Source organism: Flavobacterium sp. ACN6, assembly GCF_002304005.1.
Lineage (GTDB): Bacteria > Bacteroidota > Bacteroidia > Flavobacteriales > Flavobacteriaceae > Flavobacterium.
Genome location: NZ_MRCQ01000001.1, coordinates 577672 through 601012, shown reverse-complemented (window position 1 = coordinate 601012; position 23341 = coordinate 577672). Strand labels below are relative to the sequence as shown.

Genomic DNA, 23341 nt, shown 5'->3' with positions numbered 1-23341 from the left:
GTGAAATGGTTTTTTTTTTGTAGTTTTTATCTTATTATTATTTTTTAATAACCAATATATATCTTTAATGGAAAAAACAATAATTACAGAACTAAATGCAAAAACAATTTCTGTCTTAAAGAAGGTTTTACAGTTACAAGAAGAAAATCGTGAACAAATTAGGGAATTCTATAAGAAAGAAATTGTTGCTTTTTCAATTTTGGGTATTCCTATTAATAAAGTAGATTATAAGGAAGAGTTGAAAAATGCAAAATTGGAAATAATTAATGGAAACATAGTTAGTCAAGAAGAATTAGAATGCGAATCTAGGAGTTGGTAGTGTGTATAATGAAATGTTTTTCAATCTTAAAGATACTTTGCCATTCCTTTAAAAAGTATTATTTTTGCACTCTAAATTTTATGTCATGCCGAAAAGAAAATATAAAATATCAGTAATTCAGTTAAATCTGAATGACGTTGCCGAAAATAATCTAAAAAAATGTATCAGCTGGGTAAGAGATGCTGCAAGTCAAGGAGCAGAGGTTATTTTACTTCCTGAACTATATAGCAGTCATTATTTCTGCCAAAGTGAAGACGTAGACAATTTTGCATTAGCAGAACCACTTTACAGCACTTCATTTATTGCTTTCAGCGAATTGGCAAAAGAGTTAGGAGTAGTAATTATTGTTCCTTTCTTCGAAAAAAGAATGGCTGGAATTTACCATAACAGCGCTTATATCATCGATACAGATGGTACAGAAGCAGGTTTATACCGTAAAATGCACATTCCAGACGATCCGCATTTCTATGAAAAATTCTATTTCACTCCAGGTGATTTAGGTTTTCAAGCAATTGAAACTAAAAAAGGAACAGTTGGAACTTTAATCTGCTGGGATCAATGGTATCCAGAAGCGGCGCGTATTACAGCTTTAAAAGGAGCAGAGGTTTTATTTTATCCAACAGCAATTGGATGGCATCCAAAAGAAAAAGAACAATACGGAGAAAACCAATATGGAGCTTGGATGAACGTAATGAAAGGCCACGCGGTTGCAAATGGTGTTTTCGTTGCAGCTGCAAACCGAATTGGTCTTGAAAAATATATTGAAGGAACAGAAGGAATTCAGTTCTGGGGAGCTTCTTTCATTGCTGGACCTCAAGGTGAAATTTTAGCGCAGGCTTCTCATGATAAAGAAGAAATCCTAATTGCAGAAGTTGATTTGGATTTACAAGAAAATGTTCGTCAAAACTGGCCATTCTTCAGAGACAGAAGAATTGATGCTTTTGGTGATATTACAAAAAGAGCAATCGATAAATAATTTAATTTATTTAAAAGATAAAAAGGGCAAATGATATTTTGCCCTTTTTTTTGCTATCTTCTGAGAAGTGAAATGTTTATAGCAAAGAATAAATGTTTAAAAGATAAAGCTCCAGCGGAGCGACATGTTTTTACAATCAATTGCAGTCCGCTCCGCTGGAGCTTTTTTTCATTGTTTTGTAGAATTGCTATAAATATTTTGCTCCGCTGGAGCTTTAAATAAGTATTCAAAATCTAGTCTTTTTTTTTAACTCTTAGACTAATTTCTTTGTATAACAAAAAGGCGGTTTCAAAATTTTGAAACCGCCTTTTCTATATATAATATTTAGAATTATTTCACTTGGAAAGTAACTCTTCTCACGATTTGACGTGCCTCTTTAGAGTTTTTGTTAACAGAAGTATCTTCTCCGTTAGCAATCACGTTTAATCTAGAAGCATCGATTCCAGCGTTTTCAGCTACTTTTTTCACAGCTTCAGCTCTTTTTCTAGATAATTCTGTGTTGTAGTTTGTGTTTCCAATTTCATCAGCATAACCAATAATGTCAGCAGATTTCCCTGGATTGTTTTTCAAGTATTTCACTAAGAAATCAACACCAGATAAAGAAGCATTTGTAGGTTTAGATGAGTTGAAATCGAAGTAAACATTTACATAACCACCGTTAATTAATTCTTCAACAGTATTGTTTGTAGCGCTTCCACTTCCTTTCTTTTCGTAAGTTTTATCTAAATAGCTTTCTAACTCATCCGGCACACCATTTTGATTAGTATCAATAGATTGTCCTTTTGTGTTAACAGCTACACCTGCGATTGAATTTGGTTCTAAATCGTATAAATCAGCAACACCATCTTTGTCTGAATCTATAAGACCAGTTTCGATTAAGTCCACTCTTTTTTCCAATTCACCAATTCTGTCTTCTTCACCAACCCAGTCAGCATGTTTTTCGTTCTTACCTAGGTAGAAAGTTAAACCAACAGAAGCATTTAATAAAACACCATCAAAAGATCCAGTTGTTGTGTTACCCATTCCGTCAAAATTCCAGTTTTGTCTTCCATTAACAATTCCTGTAAGATCTCCAGTTAAAGCCACTCTGTTGCTTAATTTGATTTGTCCAGTTAAACCAGCGATTCCGTGAGCCATGTAATCTTGACCACCAAAACCTGTTTCAGTACTAATTTGTGCAACTCCAAAACCACCATGCGCCAAAAGACCAATTGTGTTTGTCCAAGTTTCAAAATTTAAAGCACGTCCAACATTTACAACTCCTTGTAAACTCGCTCTAACGTAACGGCTTTCAAAATCAGGAGTATCTTTTTTCTCTTTAAATTGATCGTATCCAACATCTAATTTCAAACCAAATTTTGGATTAAACATATATCTAACACCTAAATCTCCGTGAAAGAAGTTTGCAGATTCTGTAGCATAACCTGGAGTCATTGCTCTTGTAGGTTTGTTAACACCACCGTTAAGTTCGATAGACCACTTGTTGTATTCTTGATCTACACTTGGTGTGGTAGAAGTCGGAGCCATATTTTGTGCGCCTGCCGCAAAGGATAGTAATAATAAGGATACTGATACTAATTTCTTTTTCATGATATCAAAAATTAAATTGTTTTTATTTTAAACTCATGAGCAAAATTAAAGGTCGAATTTCAGAATCTGTTCTATATGGTCTTACATAATTCCCATCTTTTTACTTTTAATTATGTAAATACGTTAATATTAGCTTAATAGAAACCAAAAAAAAAGAACAAAATTCACATTTTGTTCTTTTAAGGATTTGTTAAATCTTGAATTATTTCAAATCTGGCTGAAAAATCTTTACAGTTCCGTCGCCTTCGCTGCTAACAACTAACAAGCTTCTTTTTGTTGGACTTTTAGATGCTGGAATAAATAAAATCCCCTCTGGAGCATCTCCAGTTTTTACAGTTTGTAAATATTGAGGTGAATTTGGATTCGTAACATCATAAGTCATAAAAGCATCAGATCTTTCAAGTCCAACGAACAAAATATTTTGAGTTCCCATTTTAACAGCCAGTACAGCTTCTGGTTCAGAACCTTTATCATCGCTTCGTTTGTCATCGTAAGTTCCTAATTCGTTCGTTTTTTTATCTATATCATTTTTACTGTCATAAACGATTTTTCCAGTATTTCCGTTCCAGATAGAAAAAGAACGAGCGCCAAAACTAACCATTTCGTCTAAATCACCATCTCCGTCCGTGTCTCCCATATCAGCAACAAGATTCAATCTTCCTAAATTAGCGTCAAGTTTTAAAGTAGCAGCGTCAGGAAAAACTGTTGCATCAAGTTTTAAGCTTTTCATACGCTTAATATCTGTATTAGCAGTATATTCTCTGGCATCACCTTCATTTGCAGTAACAAAATAAGGAACATTATTTGCAGAAAAGTGGCTGATAGCATCCGGCATATATATTCCTTTTACTTTCCATGGGTTAAAAGCAATCTTGTCATCACTGTCGCTTACATCAATAGCATCTTCAGCAGTATTAAAATCTTTTAAACCTAAAGGATAAATAGCCGTTATAGTTTTTGAAGTTAAGTCAACTTTTGCAACACCGTTATTTTCTTGCAGCGTAACCCAAGCCGTTTTAGAATCATCAGAAATAGTAATGTATTCCGGTTCGATGTCTTGAGCAAAGCTTTTAGCAGCCTTTGAAATTCTAAATCCCTCTTTTGCCAATGCAGCTGCCTGACCGCTGAAAGAAGCGAAATCCAGAGTCGTTACACTATAAGTACTTGTTTCGATAATAGAAATAGTTCCGTTTGGATCTTGTGAATAATCTGTATTTGGTTCCCCTTCATTAGCAGTCATAATATATTTTCCATCAGGAGAAAATGTAATCATATCTGGCAACGCTCCAACCGTAACTTGTTTGATTAAACTATAATCTGAAGTATTGAAAACAACTACTTTTCCGTTAGCCTGCTTATTTGCAGTAGATTCTAAAGCAACGGCAAGTTTTCCATCAAAAACAGAAACACTATTGGCAGCGCCTTCATAAGCAGCTAAATCAATTTTTCCAATTTTTGTTGGTTTTGTTGGATCAGTAATATCAATAACATCAATTTGGTTTACACCGCTGTTATTTACAGTGAATAATCTTTTTGTTTTTTCGCAGTATGCAGAGATTTCAGCAGCAGCTTCTCCACCAATAGTAATAGAACCAATTTCTTTAAAAGCTGCTGGATTCTCGTTTACAACAACTTCAGGTTCCGTGTTTGTGTTTTCGTCATTATTACAGCTTGCCATAATAAAAAGAGCAGCTAATAAGGAAATAGATAATTTTTTCATGTGTTAGTTTTTAGTTTCGGCAAAAGTAATTACAGCTCCTTTGTCAAATATTAAGGATGTATTATTTAATCTTTAACTTAATTTTTGCAAGATATTTTTTGTGAAATTAAATATGATTTTTATTCAATAGTTTTATAATCCTAACGAATGCTTATCTTTGTACACTTTCAAAATTAGAACCTCTTTATGTCAACAAATAATAGAAGATTTCCAGCAGAGTGGGAAAAACAACAAGGAATTGTACTTTGTTTTCCGCATAATGGCAATGACTGGCCAGGAAAATACGAAGCTGTTCAATGGGCTTTTGTAGAATTTATAAAAAAAGCAGCCACTTTTGAAACAGTTTTTTTGGTCGTAGCCGATGAAAAACTAAAAGAAAAAGTAGCCGAAATGCTTGAAAGAGCCCGCGTAAATATTAAAAACGTTTCTTTTATCATTCATAAAACCAACAGAAGCTGGATGCGTGATTCTGGACCTATTATCGTAAAAAATGGTTCAAAAAGAGAAGCTTTGAATTTTAATTTTAACGGTTGGGCAAAATATAAAAACTATCAATTAGATAAATTTGTTCCGGGTAAAGTTGCCGATTTTATTGACGTGCCATTAACTCAGGTTACCTATAAAGGAAAACCTGTAATCGTTGAAGGCGGTGCAATTGATGTTAACGGAAGAGGAACTTTATTGACCTCTGAAGAATGTTTAATGCACCCAACAATTCAGGTTAGAAATCCAGGCTTTACAAAAGAGGATTACGAAGCTGTTTTTAAAGAATATCTTGGTGTGACAAATGTAATCTGGCTTGGAGATGGAATTGAAGGCGATGATACACACGGACACATCGATGATTTATGCCGATTTGTAAATGAAGATACAATCGTTACAATTGTAGAAACGGATAAAAACGATTCTAACTACAAACCTTTGCAGGATAATTTAAAACGTTTGCAAAATGCTAAGTTAGAAGATGGAAAATCGCCTATAATTGTAGCGCTTCCAATGCCAAAACGTGTTGATTTCGAAGATTTAAGATTACCAGCAAGTTATGCTAATTTCTTAATTTTGAATAATTGCGTTTTAGTTCCAACATTCAATGACAGCAACGATAGAGTAGCTCTAAATATATTGGCAGAATGTTTTCCAGACAGAGAAGTAATCGGAATCAGTTGTATTGATTTCATCTGGGGATTTGGAACTTTGCATTGTTTGAGCCAGCAGATTCCAGCTTAGCTGCGAAGAAACAAAGCAGCAAAGTTTTAAATACAGTTGAAATTAGAAAAACTTAAATTTGAATTAAATATAAGAAAAATGGAAACAAAAGAATTAAGACGAAAACTCATAAATGATTTTGGAAAATTCATCGAAGACGATTCTAAACTGGAAATTTTAGAAAGTGTTTTTGATGCCATAAATCTCGAGGAAAAAAAATCAATTGTTCCAGATTCTCATTATGATATTGTTGCAGAAGAAAGAGAAAAATATATTTCAGGAGAAAATAAAACTAGTTCTTGGGAAGAAGTAGAAGAGCGATTGATTGCTAAATATGGTCTTTAATCTTAAAATTTTACCATTAGCAGAAAAAGAAATTGATAAATCTATTAAGTTTTACGAAAGCAGAAGTAAAGGTTTAGGCAAACAATTTCTATCTTATTTGAAATCTTATCTAAAAGTAATAAAGGCTAATCCGGAATTATTTGAAATAAAAAAGAAACCATATTATAGAGAATTGCCTTTGGTCAAATTTCCATTTGTAATTATTTATGAAATTATCGGAATCGATATTATTATTCATTCTGTATTTCATACTTCCAGAAGTCCTCAAAAGAAACCTTAATTTTATATTTGTGGTATCGAAAATTTCGGGATTTTGCAAAATTATTCAAAACATAAAAAAAGCTTGTTAGAAAATACTAACAAGCTTTTTTATTATATAAATACGTTACAATTAATGTGTTTTATTTTCTCTTCATGGTCTAATAAATGGAGGTAAAAGCTGACTTGCAACTTCTCCAAAACCAATTCTTACTTCGGCATTTTCGCAGAAACCTCTAATAATTACCGTGTCATTATCTTCAATAAACTTACGTTCACTTCCGTCATTTAATTTCAGCGGATTTTTCCCGCCCCACGTTAATTCTAACATAGAACCAAAACTGTCAGGAGTTGGTCCAGAAATAGTTCCTGAACCCATCATATCACCAGAATTTACGCGGCATCCGTTTGAAGTATGATGCGCCAATTGCTGGCTCATTGACCAGTATAAATATTTAAAATTAGATTTAGAAATTACAGTTTCTTCTGCATCTTCAGGTTTTAAAGAAACCTCTAAATGAATATCGAAAGCTTTCTTTCCTTTTGTCTGTAAATAAGGAAGCGGCGACGGATCTTGTTTAGGTCCTTTTGTTCTAAAAGGCTCCAAAGCATCCATAGTTACAATCCAAGGTGAAATTGAAGTTGCAAAGTTTTTTGCTAAAAATGGTCCTAGAGGCACATATTCCCATTTTTGGATATCTCGCGCGCTCCAGTCATTTAATAAAACCATTCCGAAAATATAATCTTCAGCTTCATATGTAGGGATATTTTCTCCCATAATATTCACATCGGTTGTAATAAAAGCCGTTTCCAATTCAAAATCTACTAAACGAGACGGACCAAAAACAGGATATTTTTCCCCTGCCGGCAACGTTTGTCCCATTGGTCTGTGAACCGGAATTCCAGACGGAACAATCGTAGAACTTCTTCCGTGGTAACCAACTGGAATGTGTAACCAGTTTGGAAGAAGTGCATTTTCTGGGTCTCGGAACATTTTCCCTACATTGGTAGCGTGTTCTTTACTAGAATAAAAATCTGTGTAATCACCAATTAAAACAGGTAATTGCATCTCTATATCGTCGATATTAAATATAACAATATCTCGGTCTTTTGTTGAATCTCTTAGCTGTGGATTGTTTTCGTCAAAGATCTCAGCGATACGATTTCGAACCAAACGCCATGTTTTTTTTCCGTCAGAAATAAAATCATTCAGCGTATCCTGCATAAACATATCATCTGTTAAATCTATTCCTTCAAAATAGTTTAATTGTTGTAAAGCCCCTAAATCTATAGCGTAATCGCCAATTCTTGTACCTACAGTAACGACATTTTCTTTGGTAAGAAACACACCGAAAGGGATATTCTGAATAGGGAAGTCGCTAGTCTCTGGCACTTCTAACCATGATTTTCTACTGGTATCGTTGGCGGTTATAGGCATGTTTAATGTTAATTATTTGTTGAAAAATTGTATGTCAAATATATCATAATCTAGCAGTTTGACAAACGTTTTTTTGTATTTTTGCGTGAAATTAACGAAAAACATAGAAATGCAACGCGACGAACAAATTTTTGATCTTATCCAAGAGGAAAAAGAAAGACAAATTCACGGACTTGAGCTTATTGCTTCAGAGAATTTTGTAAGTGATGAAGTAATGGAAGCAGCTGGTTCTGTTTTAACTAACAAATATGCTGAGGGTTATCCTGGCAAAAGATACTACGGCGGTTGCGAAGTCGTTGATGTTATCGAGCAGATTGCTATTGACAGAGCTAAAGAATTATTTGGTGCTGAATACGCAAACGTACAGCCTCACTCAGGATCTCAGGCAAACACTGCTGTTTACCATGCGTGTTTAAATCCTGGTGATACTATTTTAGGTTTCGATTTATCTCATGGTGGTCACTTAACTCACGGTTCTCCTGTAAACTTCTCTGGTCGTTTATACCGTCCTGTTTTTTACGGAGTAGATGCAGAGACTGGTCGTTTAGATTATGATAAAATTCAAGAAATAGCAACTAAAGAACAGCCAAAATTAATTATCGCTGGAGCTTCGGCTTACTCTCGTGATATGGATTTTGCTCGTTTCAGACAAATTGCTGACAGCGTAGGAGCAATCTTATTTGCTGATATTTCTCACCCTGCAGGTCTTATTGCAAAAGGATTATTAAATGATCCAATTCCTCATTGTCATATTGTTTCTACAACAACTCACAAAACATTGAGAGGACCACGTGGAGGTTTGATTTTAATGGGGAAAGATTTTGAAAACCCACAAGGTTTAAAAACTCCAAAAGGAGAAATCAGAATGATGTCTTCTTTATTAGACTTAGCTGTTTTCCCAGGAAATCAAGGTGGACCTTTAATGCACATTATCGCTGCTAAAGCAGTTGCTTTTGGTGAAGCGCTTAAAGATGAGTTCTTTACTTATGCAATGCAATTACAAAAAAATGCAAACGCAATGGCTGATGCTTTCGTAAAAAGAGGTTACAATATTATCTCTGGCGGAACTGATAACCACATGATGCTTATTGACTTAAGAAATAAAAATATTTCTGGTAAAGAAGCTGAAAACGCATTAGTAAAAGCTGAAATTACAGTAAATAAAAATATGGTTCCTTTTGATGACAAATCACCATTTGTAACATCTGGAATTCGTGTTGGAACAGCTGCAATCACAACTCGTGGTTTAGTTGAAAAAGATATGGAAACTATCGTAGCTTTAATCGATAAAGTTCTTACAGATCATACAAATGAAGATCTTATCGAGGAAGTTGCTGAAGAAGTAAACGAATTAATGAGCGAAAGACCAATTTTTGCATATTAAAAAATAGTCGTAAAGTCTTAAAGTCGAAGGTCAAAAGTCTTGAAATGGAATGTAAAATTCTATTTTAATTTTGATCTTCGACTTTTCTTTTTAGGTTTCTAATGACTTTATGACTTTCGACTTTTAAACTTTAAGACTTAAAAAAATGGGCGTACTAAGATTACAACTGCCAACCGACCCAAGATGGGTAAATATTGTTGAGAAAAACATAGAAGAAATTTTGACGGATCACGCTTGGTGCGAGCAAAAAGCGGCTACCAACGCGATTACAATTATTACCAATAACTCTGAACATCAAGATTTGGTAAAAGATTTATTGGCTTTAGCCAAAGAAGAAATCGATCATTTTGAGCAGGTGCATAACATCATCATCAAAAGAGGACTAAAATTAGGACGTGAGCGTAAAGATGATTATGTAAACGAATTATACCAATACATGAGAAGAAGCGGTGACGGAAGCCGTGTTTCTGGTTTGGTTGAAAGGTTATTATTCTCAGCAATGATCGAAGCCAGAAGCTGTGAACGTTTTAAAGTCCTTTCTGAAAATATTCAGGACGAAGAATTAGCTGTTTTTTACAGAGAATTAATGGAAAGTGAAGCGGGACATTATACCACATTCATTACATACGCACGCAAATACGGTACAGGAATTGATGTTGAAAAACGCTGGAGAGAATGGCTTGCATTTGAGGAATCTATTATTACTAATTACGGAAAAGGAGAAACGATTCACGGGTAGTTTTTAGTGTTCAGTTTTTAGTGTTCAGTCTCAGTCTCAGTTTTACAGTTGTCAGGCTGAGTGATAGCGAGGGTTCGGGAGAAATTCACGAAAATTAAAGAAATAAAAATCCGTTTAAATCGGCGTTTTCGCGAAAGCGAATCAGTTTAATCGGCGTTCATTTTTTAAGTTTTTATAATCTTCAATCTAAATTCTAAAATTCTTATATTTGAGAGTAACCAAAATCTTGAACCATGAGAATAGAAACCGACCTAAAATTAGGATTTAAAGACGTAATGTTTAGACCCAAAAGATCAACGCTCAAAAGCAGGTCGGAAGTTTCATTAGAACAAAACTTTAAATTTTTGCACAGCACAAGTTCTTGGACAGGAATTCCGATCATGGGGGCTAATATGGATACCGTTGGTACTTTTGAAATGGCTCAGGTTTTGGCAGGAGAAAAGCTTTTTACAGCAATTCATAAACATTATTCATTAGAAGAATGGAATAATTTTCTGCAAAAAGTAACTCCAGATTTTTACGATTATATTGCTGTAAGCACAGGAACAGGAAAAGAAGATTTTGAAAAAATCGGAAAAATAATTACAGCAAATCCGTCGCTGAAATTCATCTGCATTGATGTTGCAAATGGCTATTCAGAACATTTTGTACAATTTTTAAAAAAGACACGAAAACAATATCCAGATAAAATAATTATTGCTGGTAATGTAGTTACGGGAGAAATGACTGAAGAACTATTATTAGCGGGAGCCGATATAGTAAAAGTGGGAATTGGACCCGGTTCTGTGTGTACAACGCGTATAAAAACAGGAGTGGGTTATCCGCAACTGTCTGCTATTATTGAATGTGCCGATGCTGCGCATGGTTTAGGCGGACATATTATAAGTGATGGAGGCTGTACAACTCCGGGTGATGTAGCCAAAGCTTTTGGCGCTGGAGCCGATTTTGTAATGTTGGGCGGCATGCTCGCTGGACATACCGAAAGCGGAGGAGAACTAATCGAGGTAAAGGGAGAAAAATTCAAACAGTTTTATGGAATGAGCTCCAAAACGGCAATGGATAAACATTCTGGCGGAGTTGCTGAATATAGAGCAAGCGAAGGAAAAACAGTTCAAGTGCCTTTTAAAGGAGATGTAATTCACACTGTTTTAGATATTTTAGGAGGAATTAGAAGCACTTGCACTTACGTAGGAGCTTCAAGATTAAAAGAATTAACAAAACGCACGACTTTCATCCGCGTAAGCGAACAGGAAAATCAAGTTTTTACAAAATAATATGATTAAAATTACTGAAGCATCAATTGAAGATATTGCTAAAATTCAAAAGATTGCAAACATAACTTGGCCCAATACGTATGGCGAAATTTTAACTGCAGCACAATTAGATTATATGTTAGATCTAATTTATTCTACAGAAGCGCTATCTAAGCAAATTTTGAATAATGAACAGCTGTTTTATATGGTTTCAGATTCTGAATCAACAATCGGTTTTATTGGAATTGAGCACAATTATAAAAACGAAGCCATTACAAAAATCCATAAAATATACCTTCTGCCCGAAACACAGGGAAAAGGTTACGGAAAAATTGTTTTTAATTCGATTGAGAAATTGGCTTCAGAAAATAATTCAAAAGAACTTTTATTAAACGTAAACCGTTTTAATACCGCTTTAAATTTTTATAAAAAACTAGGTTTCGAAATTAAAGAAACAGTCGATATAGAAATTGGAAATGGGTATTTAATGGAAGATTATGTAATGGGGAAAGAAATCTTGAAATAGTTTTTCGGCAAACGGTTGTGTTAACTCACAACCACATCATGCTTAAACAATAAACCTTTTACCTGTTTCAAAGAAAAAATAGCTTTTTTAAGTTTAGTCTTCGATGGATCAATAGTATAATTATAACTCGTCTTAAAATCGGCTTTATTGGCGATGGCTTTATTAAACTCGGAACGATACAAGTCACAATTATCAAATACAACTCCTGTAAGATCTGCAGCCATAAAATCGACGGCAATTAAACTGCAATTGATAAAAGGGGTTCCTTTTAGTTTTAAGGTATAAAACTTTGAAAAATCCAAAATACAGTCATTAAAGCGAACTTCAAAAATCAGTTTATCGCACATAGCGAAATTTACTTCTTTAATTTCGCAGCGATTGAAAGTAACGGTTCTAAAAGCTACATAATTGATTTTAGACTCATTAAAAATGCAGTCATTAAAGACACAATCGATAAAAGTAACGGCTAAAAAAGTGCAGGCAGAAAAATTACAATCATTAAAAACGCAGCATTCAAAATCTTTAAAATTAAGATCGTCTTTGGCGTAAGTAATTGTATTGCATTCTTTATCAAGAAAATATTCGCTTTCTTTTTTCAACTCTGTTTTGATAATTATTTGAGGGTGAAAAGGTAATAATTTAGAACAAAATATTCTTTCTAAATCGGAAATGATTTTGATTTCATTCACATTTTTTATCCATAATTTGATGTAGCTTTACGCTTATTTTTTAAGTTAAAACGTATCAATTTTATTATATGGAACCAACAAGAAAGGAACATGATTTTTTAGGAGAACTAGAAATCCCTAATCATTTATACTACGGAATCCAGACTTTTAGAGCGGTAGAAAATTTTAATATCACCGGAATTCCAATTTCAAAAGAACCTTTGTTTATCAAAGCTTTAGGATATGTAAAAAAGGCTGCCGCATTGGCTAATAAAGATTGTAATGCAATAGATGCTAAAATTGCAGAAGCCATTTGTTACGGAAGCGATCAGGTTATTTCGGGTAAATTTGATAAAGAATTTGTAAGCGATTTAATTCAGGGCGGGGCAGGAACTTCAGTAAACATGAATGCCAATGAAGTAATTGCAAATATTGGTCTGGAATATTTAGGTCATAAAAAAGGAGAATATAATTTTCTGCATCCCAACAATCATGTCAATTGTTCGCAGTCAACAAATGATGCTTATCCGTCTGCATTTAGAATTGCGTTGTATTTGAAAATGGAAAATTTCATTAAAACTTTAGCAGGATTAGAAGTTGCTTTCGCTAAAAAAGGCGAAGAATTTAAAGAAGTCTTAAAAATGGGAAGAACGCAATTGCAAGATGCTGTTCCTATGACTTTAGGGCAAGAATTTAAAGCGTATGCAACCACAATTGGTGAAGATATCCAGCGTTTGAAAAATGCCCAAGAATTATTATTAGAAATTAACATGGGCGCAACAGCTATTGGAACAAAAGTAAATGCACCAGAAGGTTATCCTGAAATTTGTGTAAAATATTTAGCAGAAGAAGTTGGAATACCTTTGACGCTTTCGCCAGATTTAATTGAAGCAACGGTTGATACAGGCGCTTACGTACAAATTATGGGAACATTAAAACGTTCTGCAGTTAAAATTTCTAAAATTTGCAACGATTTAAGATTGTTGAGTTCAGGGCCGAGAACGGGTTTAAATGAAATTAATCTGCCGGCACGCCAGCCTGGTTCTTCAATTATGCCAGGAAAAGTAAATCCAGTAATTCCAGAAGTGGTAAATCAGACTTGTTTTTATGTAATTGGTCAAGATTTAACGGTAACTATGGCGGCAGAAGCAGGACAATTACAGCTCAATGTAATGGAACCAGTAATTGCTTTTGCTATGTTTACTTCGTTAGATTATCTTTCAAATGCTATTCAAACTTTAATCGATAAATGTATTAACGGAATCACAGCAAATGTGGACCATTGCTATAATATGGTAATGAACAGCATTGGAATCGTTACACAGTTGAACCCAATTATTGGTTACGAAGAAAGTGCCAGTATTGCAGGCGAAGCTTTAAAAACAAACAAAAGTGTACATCAAATTGCTGTTTTAGAACGAAAGCTGATTACTCAGGAAAAATGGGATGAAATTTATTCGTTAGAAAATTTAATACATCCAAAGTTTATTACAAAATAAGATATTTTTTAAAATCATATTTATAAGCCGTTAATTTCTTTAGCGGCTTTTTTCTTTCTAAAAAATCTGGTTTTAATTAAATTTAAGTTGTAAGGTTTTGAAAATTAGAAGTATATTTACGTTAGGTTGATGATTATTGCTAAAAATAAACTTTTTTAAATGGTGAAATTTTTTAAAAATAATGCCTTTCTATACAAAAAGTATAAAATCTTCGGGTTATTGTTTTTCATTTCATGTAGCCTGTTTTCTCAAGAAGAAATTTTAAATCCAGAAATTTGTCCTCCTAAAACCATTTTTGATATTTTTAAAAAGCATGACGACGCTTTGGTTGTTAAACCCACAAAAAACAATTTCTTTTTGGTAATTCCCGCAATTGGTTCTCAGCCCGCGACGGGATTTTTTTTTGGTGCAGTTGCGCAATATACTTTCAAGGGAAAAGAAGAAAAAGATAAATATTCGATTGCGAATGTTGGAATTACTTATACAGTGAAAAACCAATGGCTGGTGAATATCAAAAACAATATTCTGCTTAAGAATAATAAAATCTTTTTAAGCGGCGATTATCGTTTATATCTATTCTCGCAGCCCAATTATGGTTTAGGAACCGATATTATACCACATCGCAGTAAAAAAGAAAACTTTAGTATCGATTCTATCGCTCAAGATATGGATTACAATTATTTAAAATTTCATCAAACCGTTTCTTTTGAAGTTAGAGAGAATTACTATGTCGGAGGCGGTATAAACATCGATTGGTATTCGAATATTAATGACAAGGAATTAGATGTTGCAAATGGAAATTTGACTTATCATTATAACTACAGCCAAAAATACGGCTTCGATAATTTGGAATATTTTCTAAACGGAGTAAGTCTAAATTTGGTTCATGATTCACGAGATAATCAGGTAAATGCTTCGAGAGGCTGGTTTGCTAATATCAATTATCGTTTTAATCCTGTATTGTTTAAAAATCAGGATTACAGCAGCGTTTTGTTTGCAGAATACAAACATTTTATTCCAGTTTCGCATAAAAATCCGCACTATATTTTAGCCATTTGGACGTATGGACAATTTGTGACCCGAGGAAAAGTTCCGTATTTAAATTTACCGGCAATTGGCTGGGATCAAAGGAGCAGGAGCGGCGAAGGTTATACTCAGGGATTATTTAGAGGAAATGGACTAGTTTATTTATCTACAGAATTCAGGTTTCCTATTACTTGCAATCAATTATTAAGCGGTACTGTTTTTACCAATTTTGTTACTGCCAGTAATTCAGATACCAATCTTTCGCTTTTTAAATCTATTCAGCCTGCGGCCGGAGTTGGTTTAAGACTTTTAATTGATAAGGCGACCAAGACAAATCTAATTTTAGATTATGCGTGGGGAAATAATTCAAAAGCCTTTTACTTAAATGCTGGAGAAACATTCTGAATTGCTATAATATTTTAACTACCAATTGTTTAAGTTTTATTAATTAGCTTTTTTCTTTCAAAATATATGCATTTTTTGAAAGAAAAAAGCTAAATTTGATTTATCCATTTAACAAATCAAAATCAAAATTATGAAACAGTACAGTTTATTATTAGTTGCGTTTCTGTCGGTGATAGGAATGCAGGCTCAGGATGCAAGGTCTTTTTCGCTTAATTTGTATGGCGGTTATAATTTTTCAGACAAGCTGGATTACGATGGTTATTCTGCGACAATTGAAGACGGTTTTCAATATGGAGCAGGACTGGAGTATTTCTTTATACCAAACAACTCTATTGAATTAAAGTATTTAAGATCAGATGTTAAAATACCATTTTATGGTCCTGCTGGAAATCAATTAAATACGAATGATAAGGGAGCATTTAATTTCATTCTAGCAGGTTATACGTATTATTTTGATACAGGATCAAATCTGCTTCCTTATTTGGGTGCAGGTGCAGGTGTTGGAATTGTGGAATCGCCTCAGGGCGGAAGTGGCACATACTTTGCCTGGGATGTAAAGGGCGGGGTAAAAATTAAAACTGCTTCATCGGTCTCTGTAAATATTAATGCGTATTTGCAATCGATGTCTGCAGCAGTTGGCGAAAGTTATTATTGGTCTTATTGGGTTGGGCCAGTTGCAGTTGAAGATTATATTTCGACTTTTCAATTTGGCCTTGGAGCAGTCGTGAGTTTTAATTTCAAAAATTAAAAATTACAAGTTTAAATCTAAAATAGATAACAATAAGCAGGCTGTTTGGTCTGCTTTTTTTATGTATTGTCGTAATTGTTCATAATTAAATCATAATTTCTATCCGTAATAAGTACTATTTTTGAACTCAATTCTTATTTTTGTTGTATATACAACCTTCTCAACATGAAATTACTAATAGTCGAAGACGAACCAAATCTATTATCTATTCTGCGTAAAGGATTTGCCGAAAATAATAATGAAGTAAGTGTCGCTCTCGACGGTAAAACCGCTCTGGAGATGATTCATAATTATACCTTTGACGTTGTAATTTTAGATGTAATGCTTCCGGATATCAACGGAATTGAAATTTGCAGAAGACTGCGTGCCAGCAAGAATTTTGTGCCAATTTTACTTCTTACAGCTTTAGGAACTTCAGAAAATATAGTAACGGGTCTTAATGCCGGTGCCGATGATTATTTGGTAAAGCCTTTTAAATTTGGAGAATTAGATGCCAGAGTTAATGCGCTTTACAGAAGATCGCATCAGGAAACAGAAAAAATTGATACCATTACTATTGGTGATCTTGAAATAAACGGACGTGCAAAATCGGTAAAAAGAGGCAGTGAAAACATTGTTTTAACAGCAAAAGAATTTAAACTGTTGTATTATCTGGCAAAAAATACGGGTCGAATTGTTTCAAGAGATCAGATTTTAGATAATGTCTGGGATATTAATTTTGATATGAATACCAATGTTGTCGACGTATATATTACATATTTAAGAAGAAAAATCGATAAGCCTTTTGATAGCAAACTTATTCATACCATGAAAGGATTGGGCTATGTTATAAAACCATAAAATGGACATTAGAAAAAAAATTACTTTTAACTACGTTGCCCTTTCTACCTTTAGTACATCGCTGCTTTGTATCATTGTATTTTTCTTATTTAGAGAAAACAATCGCTATCACTTTTTAAAGCGTCTGGATGACAGGTCAAAAATTGTAGCTTCAATTCATTTTCAAAAAGATCCAGAGAAGATTAAATATTATAAAAATCTTCAAAAAAATGGTTTAGAGGAATTAATTGAAGAAGAAGAATACGTATTAAAAATAAACAGTCATAATAGTTTTGATTATAATACCAATCTTAACCTTCCTAATGCCTTTTACACTAATATTTTAAGCACAGGAAAAGATTCTTATGAGAAAGATAATAAATATTATTTAGGTCAGATTTTTGAAGAAAGCGGACAAAAATATATTGTAATTGTCGGCGCGAGAGATCGTAAAGGAAAAGACACAACAGTTTATATTGTCAAAATCATGCTTTTTGGAGGGATCGGTTTTGTAATTCTGGCTTTTCTTTTAGGCCGATTTTTAGCAAAACGTGTAATAAATCCTGTGGCAAGAATTACAAAAGAAGTAAAAAGAATTAGTGCTTCTAATCTTCATAATCGTCTTCCAGAAGTTAAAAATTCTGATGAAATCTCCGATTTGACTAATACTTTTAATAATATGCTGGACAGACTGGAAACGTCTTTTGAAATCCAGGCAAATTTTATTAATAATGCTTCTCACGAATTAAAAACGCCAATAACCACTATTATTGCTGAGGCAGAAATTATGCTGTTGAAAGAGCGTCAAGTGGAGGAATATGTCGAATCTTTAGAAAATATCTACAGTCAGGCATCAAGATTAGGAAACTTAACCGAAAGTCTGCTAAAACTGACGCAGACTGGTTATGATGGTCAAAAACAAGTTTCTGATATTGCTCGAATTGACGAATTATTAATGGATGTAAAATCGGATCTGGATAAAATATTTCCGGGTAACCGAGTGAGCATCATCCTTAATTTTGCACCAAAAGATTCTAATTTTCTATTGCTTCCCTGTAACAGACCGTTGCTGGAATTGGCAATCAATAATATTATTACCAACGGTGTCAAATACTCCGATAATAATGAAGTTTTCGTTAACCTTTCGGCAAATGAAGAAATGATTAAAATCACGATAAATGATATCGGAATCGGAATTCCGCCAGAAGATATTCCACATTTATACGAACCTTTCTTTAGAGGTAAAATTGCGGCTAAATATATAGGCTATGGTTTAGGACTGCCTCTGGCTTCCAAAATCATCAGAATGCACGATGGAGAACTACAGGTCCAGTCGGAGCAAGATAAAGGAACAATTGTTACGATTATCTTTAAAAAACTGAAGATTAAAAAATCTAATGTTTAATCTTAGAAAATTCTAATTTTAGATTAAGAAAGGTCTAATTAACGGATAGTTATTTTGTATGTATAAACTAAACGATTATACTTATGAAAAACTTTCTTATACCTACGACTTTAAAAGATGATACAATCTCGGCTGTTAAATCTGCGGTGAATCAGTCAAAAGATACTGAATCAGAAATTATTTTAGTATTAGTTTCAGAAGCTCCAGATACCTTTTCATCTTCAAGTTTTTTAAGAGAAATGAGATCCGGACTAACTAAGAGTCAGGAAGAGGTTCTGGAAACCTGCCGTTATATTATCGATCATACTCCAAATGTAAAACTGAAAGTTCATAATCAATACGGACTTTCGGCGCCAATTTTTAAGCGTCTTATTGAAGCTTTTTCTGTAAAATTGGTTATTCTAACCTATTCTTATAAACAAGAAACAAAGAGGATACACCAATATTTAGTTCAATTGGCAGGAAATCAAAAATGTCCGATTCTTCATTTAAGTACAGAGATCAACAAAGAAGTTTTCAGTAAAGCACTTTACGTAGAAAACTCCAGTAAAAGTATTCATGTTAAAGATGTACAGCAGTATTTAAGTGAAAATTTCTCATTCGAAATTGTTAGTCAGACGGCCAATTTTGAAGATAATTACGAAAATGTAGCGCCATTTTTATCAGAAGCAATTTCGAAGCATAATATCGATATGCTGGTAGAAACCCGAAAAGGCGAAAAAATCAAATTTAAAAAAGTCAAAAAAGAAAATGTTAATGAGAAATTGGGACTTCCAGTTCTTTCATTGTACGAAGAGGTTGTTTAGTTTTTTGGTTCTTTTTTAGTACTTAGTTATTAGTGATTAGTGATTAGTCCTTAGTCCTTAGTACCTAGTGATTAGTAATTAGTTTTTAGTTTTTAGATTTTAGTCTTGAGGGAATATTTATAATTCCTGAATTTAAAATCTAGAACAGATAAATAGTGTAAACTATTATTGAACTAAAGAGAATTACGAAAGTATAATCACTAACAAATTTACCAATCACAAATTACTAATTACTAATTACCAAGGACTAGGTACTAATCACTAAAGAATAATTATTAATTACCAAGGACTAGGAACTATCCACTAGAGACTAGGAACTAATTACTAGGAACTAATTACTAAGAACTAATTACTAAGAACTAATTACTAAGGACTAATTACTAAGGACTAATTACTAAGGACTAATTACTAAGGACTAATCACTAAGCACTAAAAAAGAACTAAAAAAAGACAGCAATATTTAATTTAAAACCGAAAATATGTTATTAAAGAAAAGAATACCAATGAAGTACGTTCTCGGGAAAATTAAGGTAGAAATTGTTCTGGTATTGGCATATACAGTACTATTTGAAATTTTTCATCATTATTTTATAAATCTTCCCGTAGATATTCCAATTGCGATTCCAACCATGATTGGAACCATTATTTCCTTATTACTAGCGTTTAAGTCCAATCAGGCTTACGACAGATGGTGGGAAGCTAGAATTGTTTGGGGAGCGGTTGTAAACGATTCCAGAACATTAATCCGTCAGGTTTTGACGTTTTATAAAGATCCTGATTTTTCTGTAGAAGCCAGCGAATTCAAAGAAAACTTTGCCAAAAGACAAATTGCCTGGTGTTATAGTTTGGGGCAGTCGCTTCGAAACAAAGATGCTGTAAAACCACTTGAAGGATTGATGAGTGAAGAAGAAATAAAATACATCAAAAATCATCAAAACGTTCCAAATGCGATTTTAATGCTGCATGCCAGAGATTTACGAAACGCTAAAAATGATAAGAAAATCAATACTTACCAGCAGGTGGAAATAGACAATACGTTGTCTAGACTTTGTGATGAAATGGGAAAATGTGAAAGAATTAAAAACACCATTTTTCCAACAACATACAGTATGTACATCCGATTGACATTGTGTTTGTTTATTTTGTTACTGCCTTTTGGATTAACAAGTGTTTTGAGCTGGTTTGCGATTCCGTTGATTACAGCAATTGGAGGAGCTTTCTTTTTGATCGAAAGAATGGCGATTCACTTGCAAGATCCATTTGAAAACAGACCAACAGATACGCCAGTTACGACTATCGCAAATACAATAGAAAAAAATATCAAGCAAATGCTGAATGAATACCAAAGCGAATTTGATATTCTAAACGAATTTGAATTGAACGACGAACCTAAGAAAGTGGAAAAAGGCGCTTATTTCGTCTTATAAAAATTTAATTTTGGTCTTCTTTTAATTGTTGGCTGGACAGTGTGTAGTTGCGCTGTCCAGTTTTTTTATTTATAAAAAAAACTCATAGTTCTGTCACTTCGACTGAAAGGAGAAATTAAAAAATATATTACCAACGCAAACATCTTAAACATAGCCCGCGGTTTTAACCGCGGGGATGCATAGAAGAATTTGATTGTGCTCCCGCGTTTAAAACCGCGGGCTATATTGATAATATTTGGATTTTTTACAATTGACTTTTCGCAAGTTTTCCTAGCGTTTGTATTGCCATTCTCACTTCGTTTGACCAAGGAAGCCCAAAACTCAAGCGCATACAATTTGAAAATTGATTTTGAAATGAAAAAATTCTTCCCGGTGCAATGCTGATATTGTGCTTTAAAGCCAAATGATAAAAAGCAGCAGTATCTATTTTTTTATCTAATTCGACCCACAGAAAAAAACCGCCTTGAGGCTGGCTGACCTTTGTTCCCGCAGGAAAAGATTCTAAAATAGTATTGATATAATTGGTACAGTTGCGATTTAAAATCTGACGTATTTTTCGAAGATGATTTTCATATCGGCCATTTTTCAAAAAATCACCAACAACTTCGTGCGTAATAGTAGGGTTAGAGATGGTGTGATACAACTTGGTTCTTAAAATTTCTTTTTTGAATTTTCCAGGAGCAACCCATCCCACGCGATAACCCGGTGCCAAAGTTTTAGAAACCGAACTGCACGAAAGTACAATACCGCTATCATCATACGTTTTACAACTCGACGGACGGCTGGTGCCAAAGTACAAATCACTGTGAATATCATCTTCAATTAAAGGAACATTATAAAAATCCATTAAACGGACAATTTCTTTTTTATGCTCGTTGGGCATCATACTGCCCGATGGATTACTAAAATTACTCATCAAAACGCAGGCTTTAACCTTATTAGAAGCAAGCGTATTTTTTACCGCTTCTAGTTCGATTCCTGTAGTCATGTTGGTAGGAAGTTCCATGACATACAAACCTAAAGATCTTGCCAGCTGAAGAATACCAAAATAAACAGGACTTTCTGTAATAATTGTATCTCCTGGTTTTGTCAACGTCAATAAACAATCTGAAATAGCAGAAATACAGCCTGGAGTTGTAATAATATCATCTTCAGTCAAAGAACCGCCCCAAGTAAAGGACCAGCGTGCAATTTCCTTTCGTAAATTACTATTTCCCTGAATTTCCTCATAACTCGTACCGCTGTTTGGAAGCTGACGCATTGCCTGAACCATTCCTTTATTCAGTTTTGCAATTGGAAGTAATTCATTTGATGGAAAACCAAGCGAAAGCATCGTAAGATCTTTTTTACGCATATCACCATAAACCAGATCAACTAAATCTTCACGCTCTATATTTTCAACGCTTAAAATTGGTGAACTTGAAGAAGGCTCTGCAATAACCCTTGCCGAAATGTTACTTACATAATAACCCGACTGTGGTCTTGATTCGATCAAAGAACGGCTTTCAACTTCGTAATAGGCTTTACTTACGGTACTCATGCTGTAACCCGTTTCTGCACAGACTTCTCGAATGGAAGGAAGTTTGTCTCCCACATTCAAAAGACCTGATTTGATCTGTTTTTCGATACGATCCGCAAATTGAAGATATAAATAGCTTGGGTTTTTCATATGAAGTTAATATTTGCTTTTTAATCGAATATGGTATCGCCATTTTTAATTTTGATTTATTACTTGGAATCATGGCGATTTCATAAAAAAATAAAACTGTTATGGTGCAATTTACAAAAACTGTATCTGTATTGCTGTTTTATTTTTTAGAAATTTGCTTCATCAAAATAAAACAATTCAAAAAGAAAGTTTGTGAAAACAACAAAGTATTACATAGCAGCAATTTCAGCCTTTATAGTTTGGGGACTTTTTAGTTTGGTTTTAAGGCCTATTCACGATTATCCTTCATTAGATATTCTGTTCTTTCGTGTTTTCAGCTGCGCGATTTTAATGCTTTTGATTGCTTTCCTATTTAAAAGAAAACAACTAAAAGAAACGATTGAAATCTTTAGAGGCTTGTCAAAATCAGAAAAAAGAAAATCGATTTTACTTAATATTGGCGGAAGTGCCTTTTTGATGGCGAATTGGTTTACATTCATTTATGTAGTGAATCATGTCAGCCTAAAAGCGGCTTCTCTGGCTTATCTTGTTTGTCCAATACTAACAACTTTACTTGCTTATTTTATACTGCATGAAAAACTGCTAAAAACACAATGGCTTTCTGTCGGATTAAGTATTTCGGGATGCTTGATTCTTTCCTATAGTGATATAATGGATATGCTTTTCAGCATCATTATTGGGCTAACGTACGCTGCATATTTGGTGAGCCAGCGTGCTAATAAAGGTTTTGATAAATTTGTTGTATTAACGTTTCATATCACATTGGCTGCTTTGTTTTTAGTACCATTTTATCCAAGTTATGGAGGGCCGGTTCCAACAGAATTTAAGTTTTATTTCTGTATTGAAACAATCGCAATCTTATTTACAATTGTACCTCTTTTCCTGAATTTGTACGCGCTTTCTGGAATCAATTCTTCAACAGTTGGAATGTTATTAAACATCAATCCGATGATTGCATTCGGATTGGCAGCCTTTGTTTTTAAAGAAAATATTAGTCCTTTACAAATTACAGCATACGGAATCATTTTTACTGCAGTGTTGGTTTTTAATTCACATCATATTTTTGCAATAAAGCAAAAATGGACGGCAATATCCAAAGGCTCTTAATAATTAGT

Annotated in this window: 22 protein-coding genes; 17 read left to right on the top strand and 5 right to left on the bottom strand. The window is 33.7% G+C overall.

The window, feature by feature from the left end; translation table 11 throughout:
• Nucleotides 1-67: 67 nt before the first annotated feature.
• Nucleotides 68-319: a hypothetical protein gene (locus tag BSF42_RS02670; protein WP_095951569.1), complete on the top strand. Its 252-nt coding sequence runs from the start codon at nt 68-70 to the stop codon at nt 317-319.
• 85 nt (nt 320-404) lie between these two features.
• Entirely contained in the window at nt 405-1295 is an 891-nt protein-coding gene (locus BSF42_RS02665; protein ID WP_026729496.1) for a carbon-nitrogen hydrolase, read from the top strand.
• A gap of 330 nt (nt 1296-1625) precedes the next feature.
• Here BSF42_RS02665 and BSF42_RS02660 read toward each other — a convergent pair whose 3' ends face one another.
• Nucleotides 1626-2885, bottom strand: coding sequence for an OmpA family protein (locus tag BSF42_RS02660; protein ID WP_095951568.1), 1260 nt, complete (start codon nt 2883-2885; stop codon nt 1626-1628).
• A gap of 202 nt (nt 2886-3087) precedes the next feature.
• Nucleotides 3088-4605, bottom strand: coding sequence for a choice-of-anchor I family protein (locus tag BSF42_RS02655; protein ID WP_095951567.1), 1518 nt, complete (start codon nt 4603-4605; stop codon nt 3088-3090).
• A gap of 186 nt (nt 4606-4791) precedes the next feature.
• Here BSF42_RS02655 and BSF42_RS02650 point away from each other — a divergent pair, with 186 nt between their 5' ends.
• From BSF42_RS02650 to BSF42_RS02640, 3 genes are all read left to right on the top strand, one after another.
• A complete protein-coding gene (locus tag BSF42_RS02650) occupies nt 4792-5832 on the top strand; it encodes an agmatine/peptidylarginine deiminase (RefSeq protein ID WP_095951566.1) in 1041 nt (346 codons plus the stop codon).
• A 78-nt stretch (nt 5833-5910) separates the two neighbouring features.
• Complete coding sequence (locus tag BSF42_RS02645; protein ID WP_141248425.1) at nt 5911-6156, top strand: hypothetical protein; 246 nt, start codon at nt 5911-5913, stop codon at nt 6154-6156.
• The gene (locus tag BSF42_RS02640; protein ID WP_095951564.1) at nt 6146-6436 is read left to right on the top strand and encodes a type II toxin-antitoxin system RelE/ParE family toxin; all 291 of its coding nucleotides are present in this window, start codon (nt 6146-6148) and stop codon (nt 6434-6436) included. Before BSF42_RS02645 ends, BSF42_RS02640 begins: the two co-directional genes overlap by 11 nt.
• 132 nt (nt 6437-6568) lie before the next feature.
• On the opposite strand, the gene fahA is transcribed toward BSF42_RS02640, so the two are convergent.
• Nucleotides 6569-7852 (bottom strand): fumarylacetoacetase, encoded by a 1284-nt coding sequence (fahA, locus tag BSF42_RS02635; protein WP_095951563.1) that lies wholly within the window; start codon nt 7850-7852, stop codon nt 6569-6571.
• Nucleotides 7853-7961: 109 nt separating this feature from the next.
• On the opposite strand from fahA, the gene glyA reads away from it, so the two are divergent.
• The 4 genes from glyA to BSF42_RS02615 all read left to right on the top strand — a co-directional run bounded on the left by glyA (nt 7962) and on the right by BSF42_RS02615 (nt 11754).
• The gene (gene glyA / locus BSF42_RS02630) at nt 7962-9236 is read left to right on the top strand and encodes a serine hydroxymethyltransferase (RefSeq protein WP_095951562.1); all 1275 of its coding nucleotides are present in this window, start codon (nt 7962-7964) and stop codon (nt 9234-9236) included.
• 145 nt (nt 9237-9381) lie between these two features.
• A complete protein-coding gene (locus BSF42_RS02625; RefSeq protein WP_095951561.1) occupies nt 9382-9975 on the top strand; it encodes a tRNA-(ms[2]io[6]A)-hydroxylase in 594 nt (197 codons plus the stop codon).
• Between the two features lie 233 nt (nt 9976-10208).
• Nucleotides 10209-11249, top strand: a complete 1041-nt coding sequence (locus BSF42_RS02620; protein WP_095951560.1) for a GMP reductase — start codon at nt 10209-10211, stop codon at nt 11247-11249.
• Between the two features lies 1 nt (nt 11250).
• Complete coding sequence (locus BSF42_RS02615) at nt 11251-11754, top strand: GNAT family N-acetyltransferase (protein WP_095951559.1); 504 nt, start codon at nt 11251-11253, stop codon at nt 11752-11754.
• Between the two features lie 20 nt (nt 11755-11774).
• On the opposite strand, the gene BSF42_RS02610 is transcribed toward BSF42_RS02615, so the two are convergent.
• Complete coding sequence (locus tag BSF42_RS02610; RefSeq protein ID WP_095951558.1) at nt 11775-12353, bottom strand: pentapeptide repeat-containing protein; 579 nt, start codon at nt 12351-12353, stop codon at nt 11775-11777.
• Between the two features lie 158 nt (nt 12354-12511).
• On the opposite strand from BSF42_RS02610, the gene aspA reads away from it, so the two are divergent.
• The 7 genes from aspA to BSF42_RS02575 all read left to right on the top strand — a co-directional run bounded on the left by aspA (nt 12512) and on the right by BSF42_RS02575 (nt 20557).
• Nucleotides 12512-13921 (top strand): aspartate ammonia-lyase, encoded by a 1410-nt coding sequence (gene aspA / locus BSF42_RS02605; protein WP_095951557.1) that lies wholly within the window; start codon nt 12512-12514, stop codon nt 13919-13921.
• A gap of 159 nt (nt 13922-14080) precedes the next feature.
• Nucleotides 14081-15352 (top strand): BamA/TamA family outer membrane protein, encoded by a 1272-nt coding sequence (locus BSF42_RS02600; protein ID WP_095951556.1) that lies wholly within the window; start codon nt 14081-14083, stop codon nt 15350-15352.
• A gap of 130 nt (nt 15353-15482) precedes the next feature.
• A complete protein-coding gene (locus BSF42_RS02595; protein WP_095951555.1) occupies nt 15483-16100 on the top strand; it encodes an outer membrane beta-barrel protein in 618 nt (205 codons plus the stop codon).
• Nucleotides 16101-16265: 165 nt separating this feature from the next.
• Nucleotides 16266-16940, top strand: coding sequence for a response regulator transcription factor (locus BSF42_RS02590; RefSeq protein WP_095951554.1), 675 nt, complete (start codon nt 16266-16268; stop codon nt 16938-16940).
• A 1-nt stretch (nt 16941) separates the two neighbouring features.
• Nucleotides 16942-18324, top strand: a complete 1383-nt coding sequence (locus tag BSF42_RS02585) for a HAMP domain-containing sensor histidine kinase (RefSeq protein ID WP_095951553.1) — start codon at nt 16942-16944, stop codon at nt 18322-18324.
• An 83-nt stretch (nt 18325-18407) separates the two neighbouring features.
• Nucleotides 18408-19130, top strand: coding sequence for a hypothetical protein (locus BSF42_RS02580; protein ID WP_095951552.1), 723 nt, complete (start codon nt 18408-18410; stop codon nt 19128-19130).
• 479 nt (nt 19131-19609) lie between these two features.
• A complete protein-coding gene (locus BSF42_RS02575) occupies nt 19610-20557 on the top strand; it encodes a bestrophin family protein (RefSeq protein WP_095951551.1) in 948 nt (315 codons plus the stop codon).
• A gap of 244 nt (nt 20558-20801) precedes the next feature.
• Here the strand turns inward: BSF42_RS02575 and BSF42_RS02570 are convergent, their stop codons facing one another.
• On the bottom strand, nt 20802-22226 hold the full coding sequence (locus tag BSF42_RS02570; protein ID WP_095951550.1) for a PLP-dependent aminotransferase family protein: 1425 nt from the start codon (nt 22224-22226) through the stop codon (nt 20802-20804).
• Nucleotides 22227-22418: 192 nt separating this feature from the next.
• Between BSF42_RS02570 and BSF42_RS02565 the strand changes: the two genes are divergently transcribed.
• A complete protein-coding gene (locus tag BSF42_RS02565; RefSeq protein ID WP_095951549.1) occupies nt 22419-23333 on the top strand; it encodes an EamA family transporter in 915 nt (304 codons plus the stop codon).
• Nucleotides 23334-23341 lie beyond the last annotated feature (8 nt).

What these genes read in the sequence shown, in the direction of transcription:
- BSF42_RS02575 (WP_095951551.1), top strand. Translation starts at nt 19,610, where the DNA reads ATGTTATTAAAGAAAAGAATACCAATGAAGTACGTTCTCGGGAAAATT.
- BSF42_RS02660 (WP_095951568.1), bottom strand. Translation starts at nt 2,885, where the DNA reads ATGAAAAAGAAATTAGTATCAGTATCCTTATTATTACTATCCTTTGCG.
- BSF42_RS02595 (WP_095951555.1), top strand. Translation starts at nt 15,483, where the DNA reads ATGAAACAGTACAGTTTATTATTAGTTGCGTTTCTGTCGGTGATAGGA.
- BSF42_RS02585 (WP_095951553.1), top strand. Translation starts at nt 16,942, where the DNA reads ATGGACATTAGAAAAAAAATTACTTTTAACTACGTTGCCCTTTCTACC.
- BSF42_RS02590 (WP_095951554.1), top strand. Translation starts at nt 16,266, where the DNA reads ATGAAATTACTAATAGTCGAAGACGAACCAAATCTATTATCTATTCTG.
- BSF42_RS02570 (WP_095951550.1), bottom strand. Translation starts at nt 22,226, where the DNA reads ATGAAAAACCCAAGCTATTTATATCTTCAATTTGCGGATCGTATCGAA.
- BSF42_RS02655 (WP_095951567.1), bottom strand. Translation starts at nt 4,605, where the DNA reads ATGAAAAAATTATCTATTTCCTTATTAGCTGCTCTTTTTATTATGGCA.
- glyA (WP_095951562.1), top strand. Translation starts at nt 7,962, where the DNA reads ATGCAACGCGACGAACAAATTTTTGATCTTATCCAAGAGGAAAAAGAA.
- BSF42_RS02645 (WP_141248425.1), top strand. Translation starts at nt 5,911, where the DNA reads ATGGAAACAAAAGAATTAAGACGAAAACTCATAAATGATTTTGGAAAA.
- BSF42_RS02600 (WP_095951556.1), top strand. Translation starts at nt 14,081, where the DNA reads ATGGTGAAATTTTTTAAAAATAATGCCTTTCTATACAAAAAGTATAAA.
- BSF42_RS02670 (WP_095951569.1), top strand. Translation starts at nt 68, where the DNA reads ATGGAAAAAACAATAATTACAGAACTAAATGCAAAAACAATTTCTGTC.
- BSF42_RS02580 (WP_095951552.1), top strand. Translation starts at nt 18,408, where the DNA reads ATGAAAAACTTTCTTATACCTACGACTTTAAAAGATGATACAATCTCG.
- BSF42_RS02665 (WP_026729496.1), top strand. Translation starts at nt 405, where the DNA reads ATGCCGAAAAGAAAATATAAAATATCAGTAATTCAGTTAAATCTGAAT.
- BSF42_RS02640 (WP_095951564.1), top strand. Translation starts at nt 6,146, where the DNA reads ATGGTCTTTAATCTTAAAATTTTACCATTAGCAGAAAAAGAAATTGAT.
- BSF42_RS02650 (WP_095951566.1), top strand. Translation starts at nt 4,792, where the DNA reads ATGTCAACAAATAATAGAAGATTTCCAGCAGAGTGGGAAAAACAACAA.
- BSF42_RS02615 (WP_095951559.1), top strand. Translation starts at nt 11,251, where the DNA reads ATGATTAAAATTACTGAAGCATCAATTGAAGATATTGCTAAAATTCAA.
- BSF42_RS02625 (WP_095951561.1), top strand. Translation starts at nt 9,382, where the DNA reads ATGGGCGTACTAAGATTACAACTGCCAACCGACCCAAGATGGGTAAAT.
- aspA (WP_095951557.1), top strand. Translation starts at nt 12,512, where the DNA reads ATGGAACCAACAAGAAAGGAACATGATTTTTTAGGAGAACTAGAAATC.
- fahA (WP_095951563.1), bottom strand. Translation starts at nt 7,852, where the DNA reads ATGCCTATAACCGCCAACGATACCAGTAGAAAATCATGGTTAGAAGTG.
- BSF42_RS02620 (WP_095951560.1), top strand. Translation starts at nt 10,209, where the DNA reads ATGAGAATAGAAACCGACCTAAAATTAGGATTTAAAGACGTAATGTTT.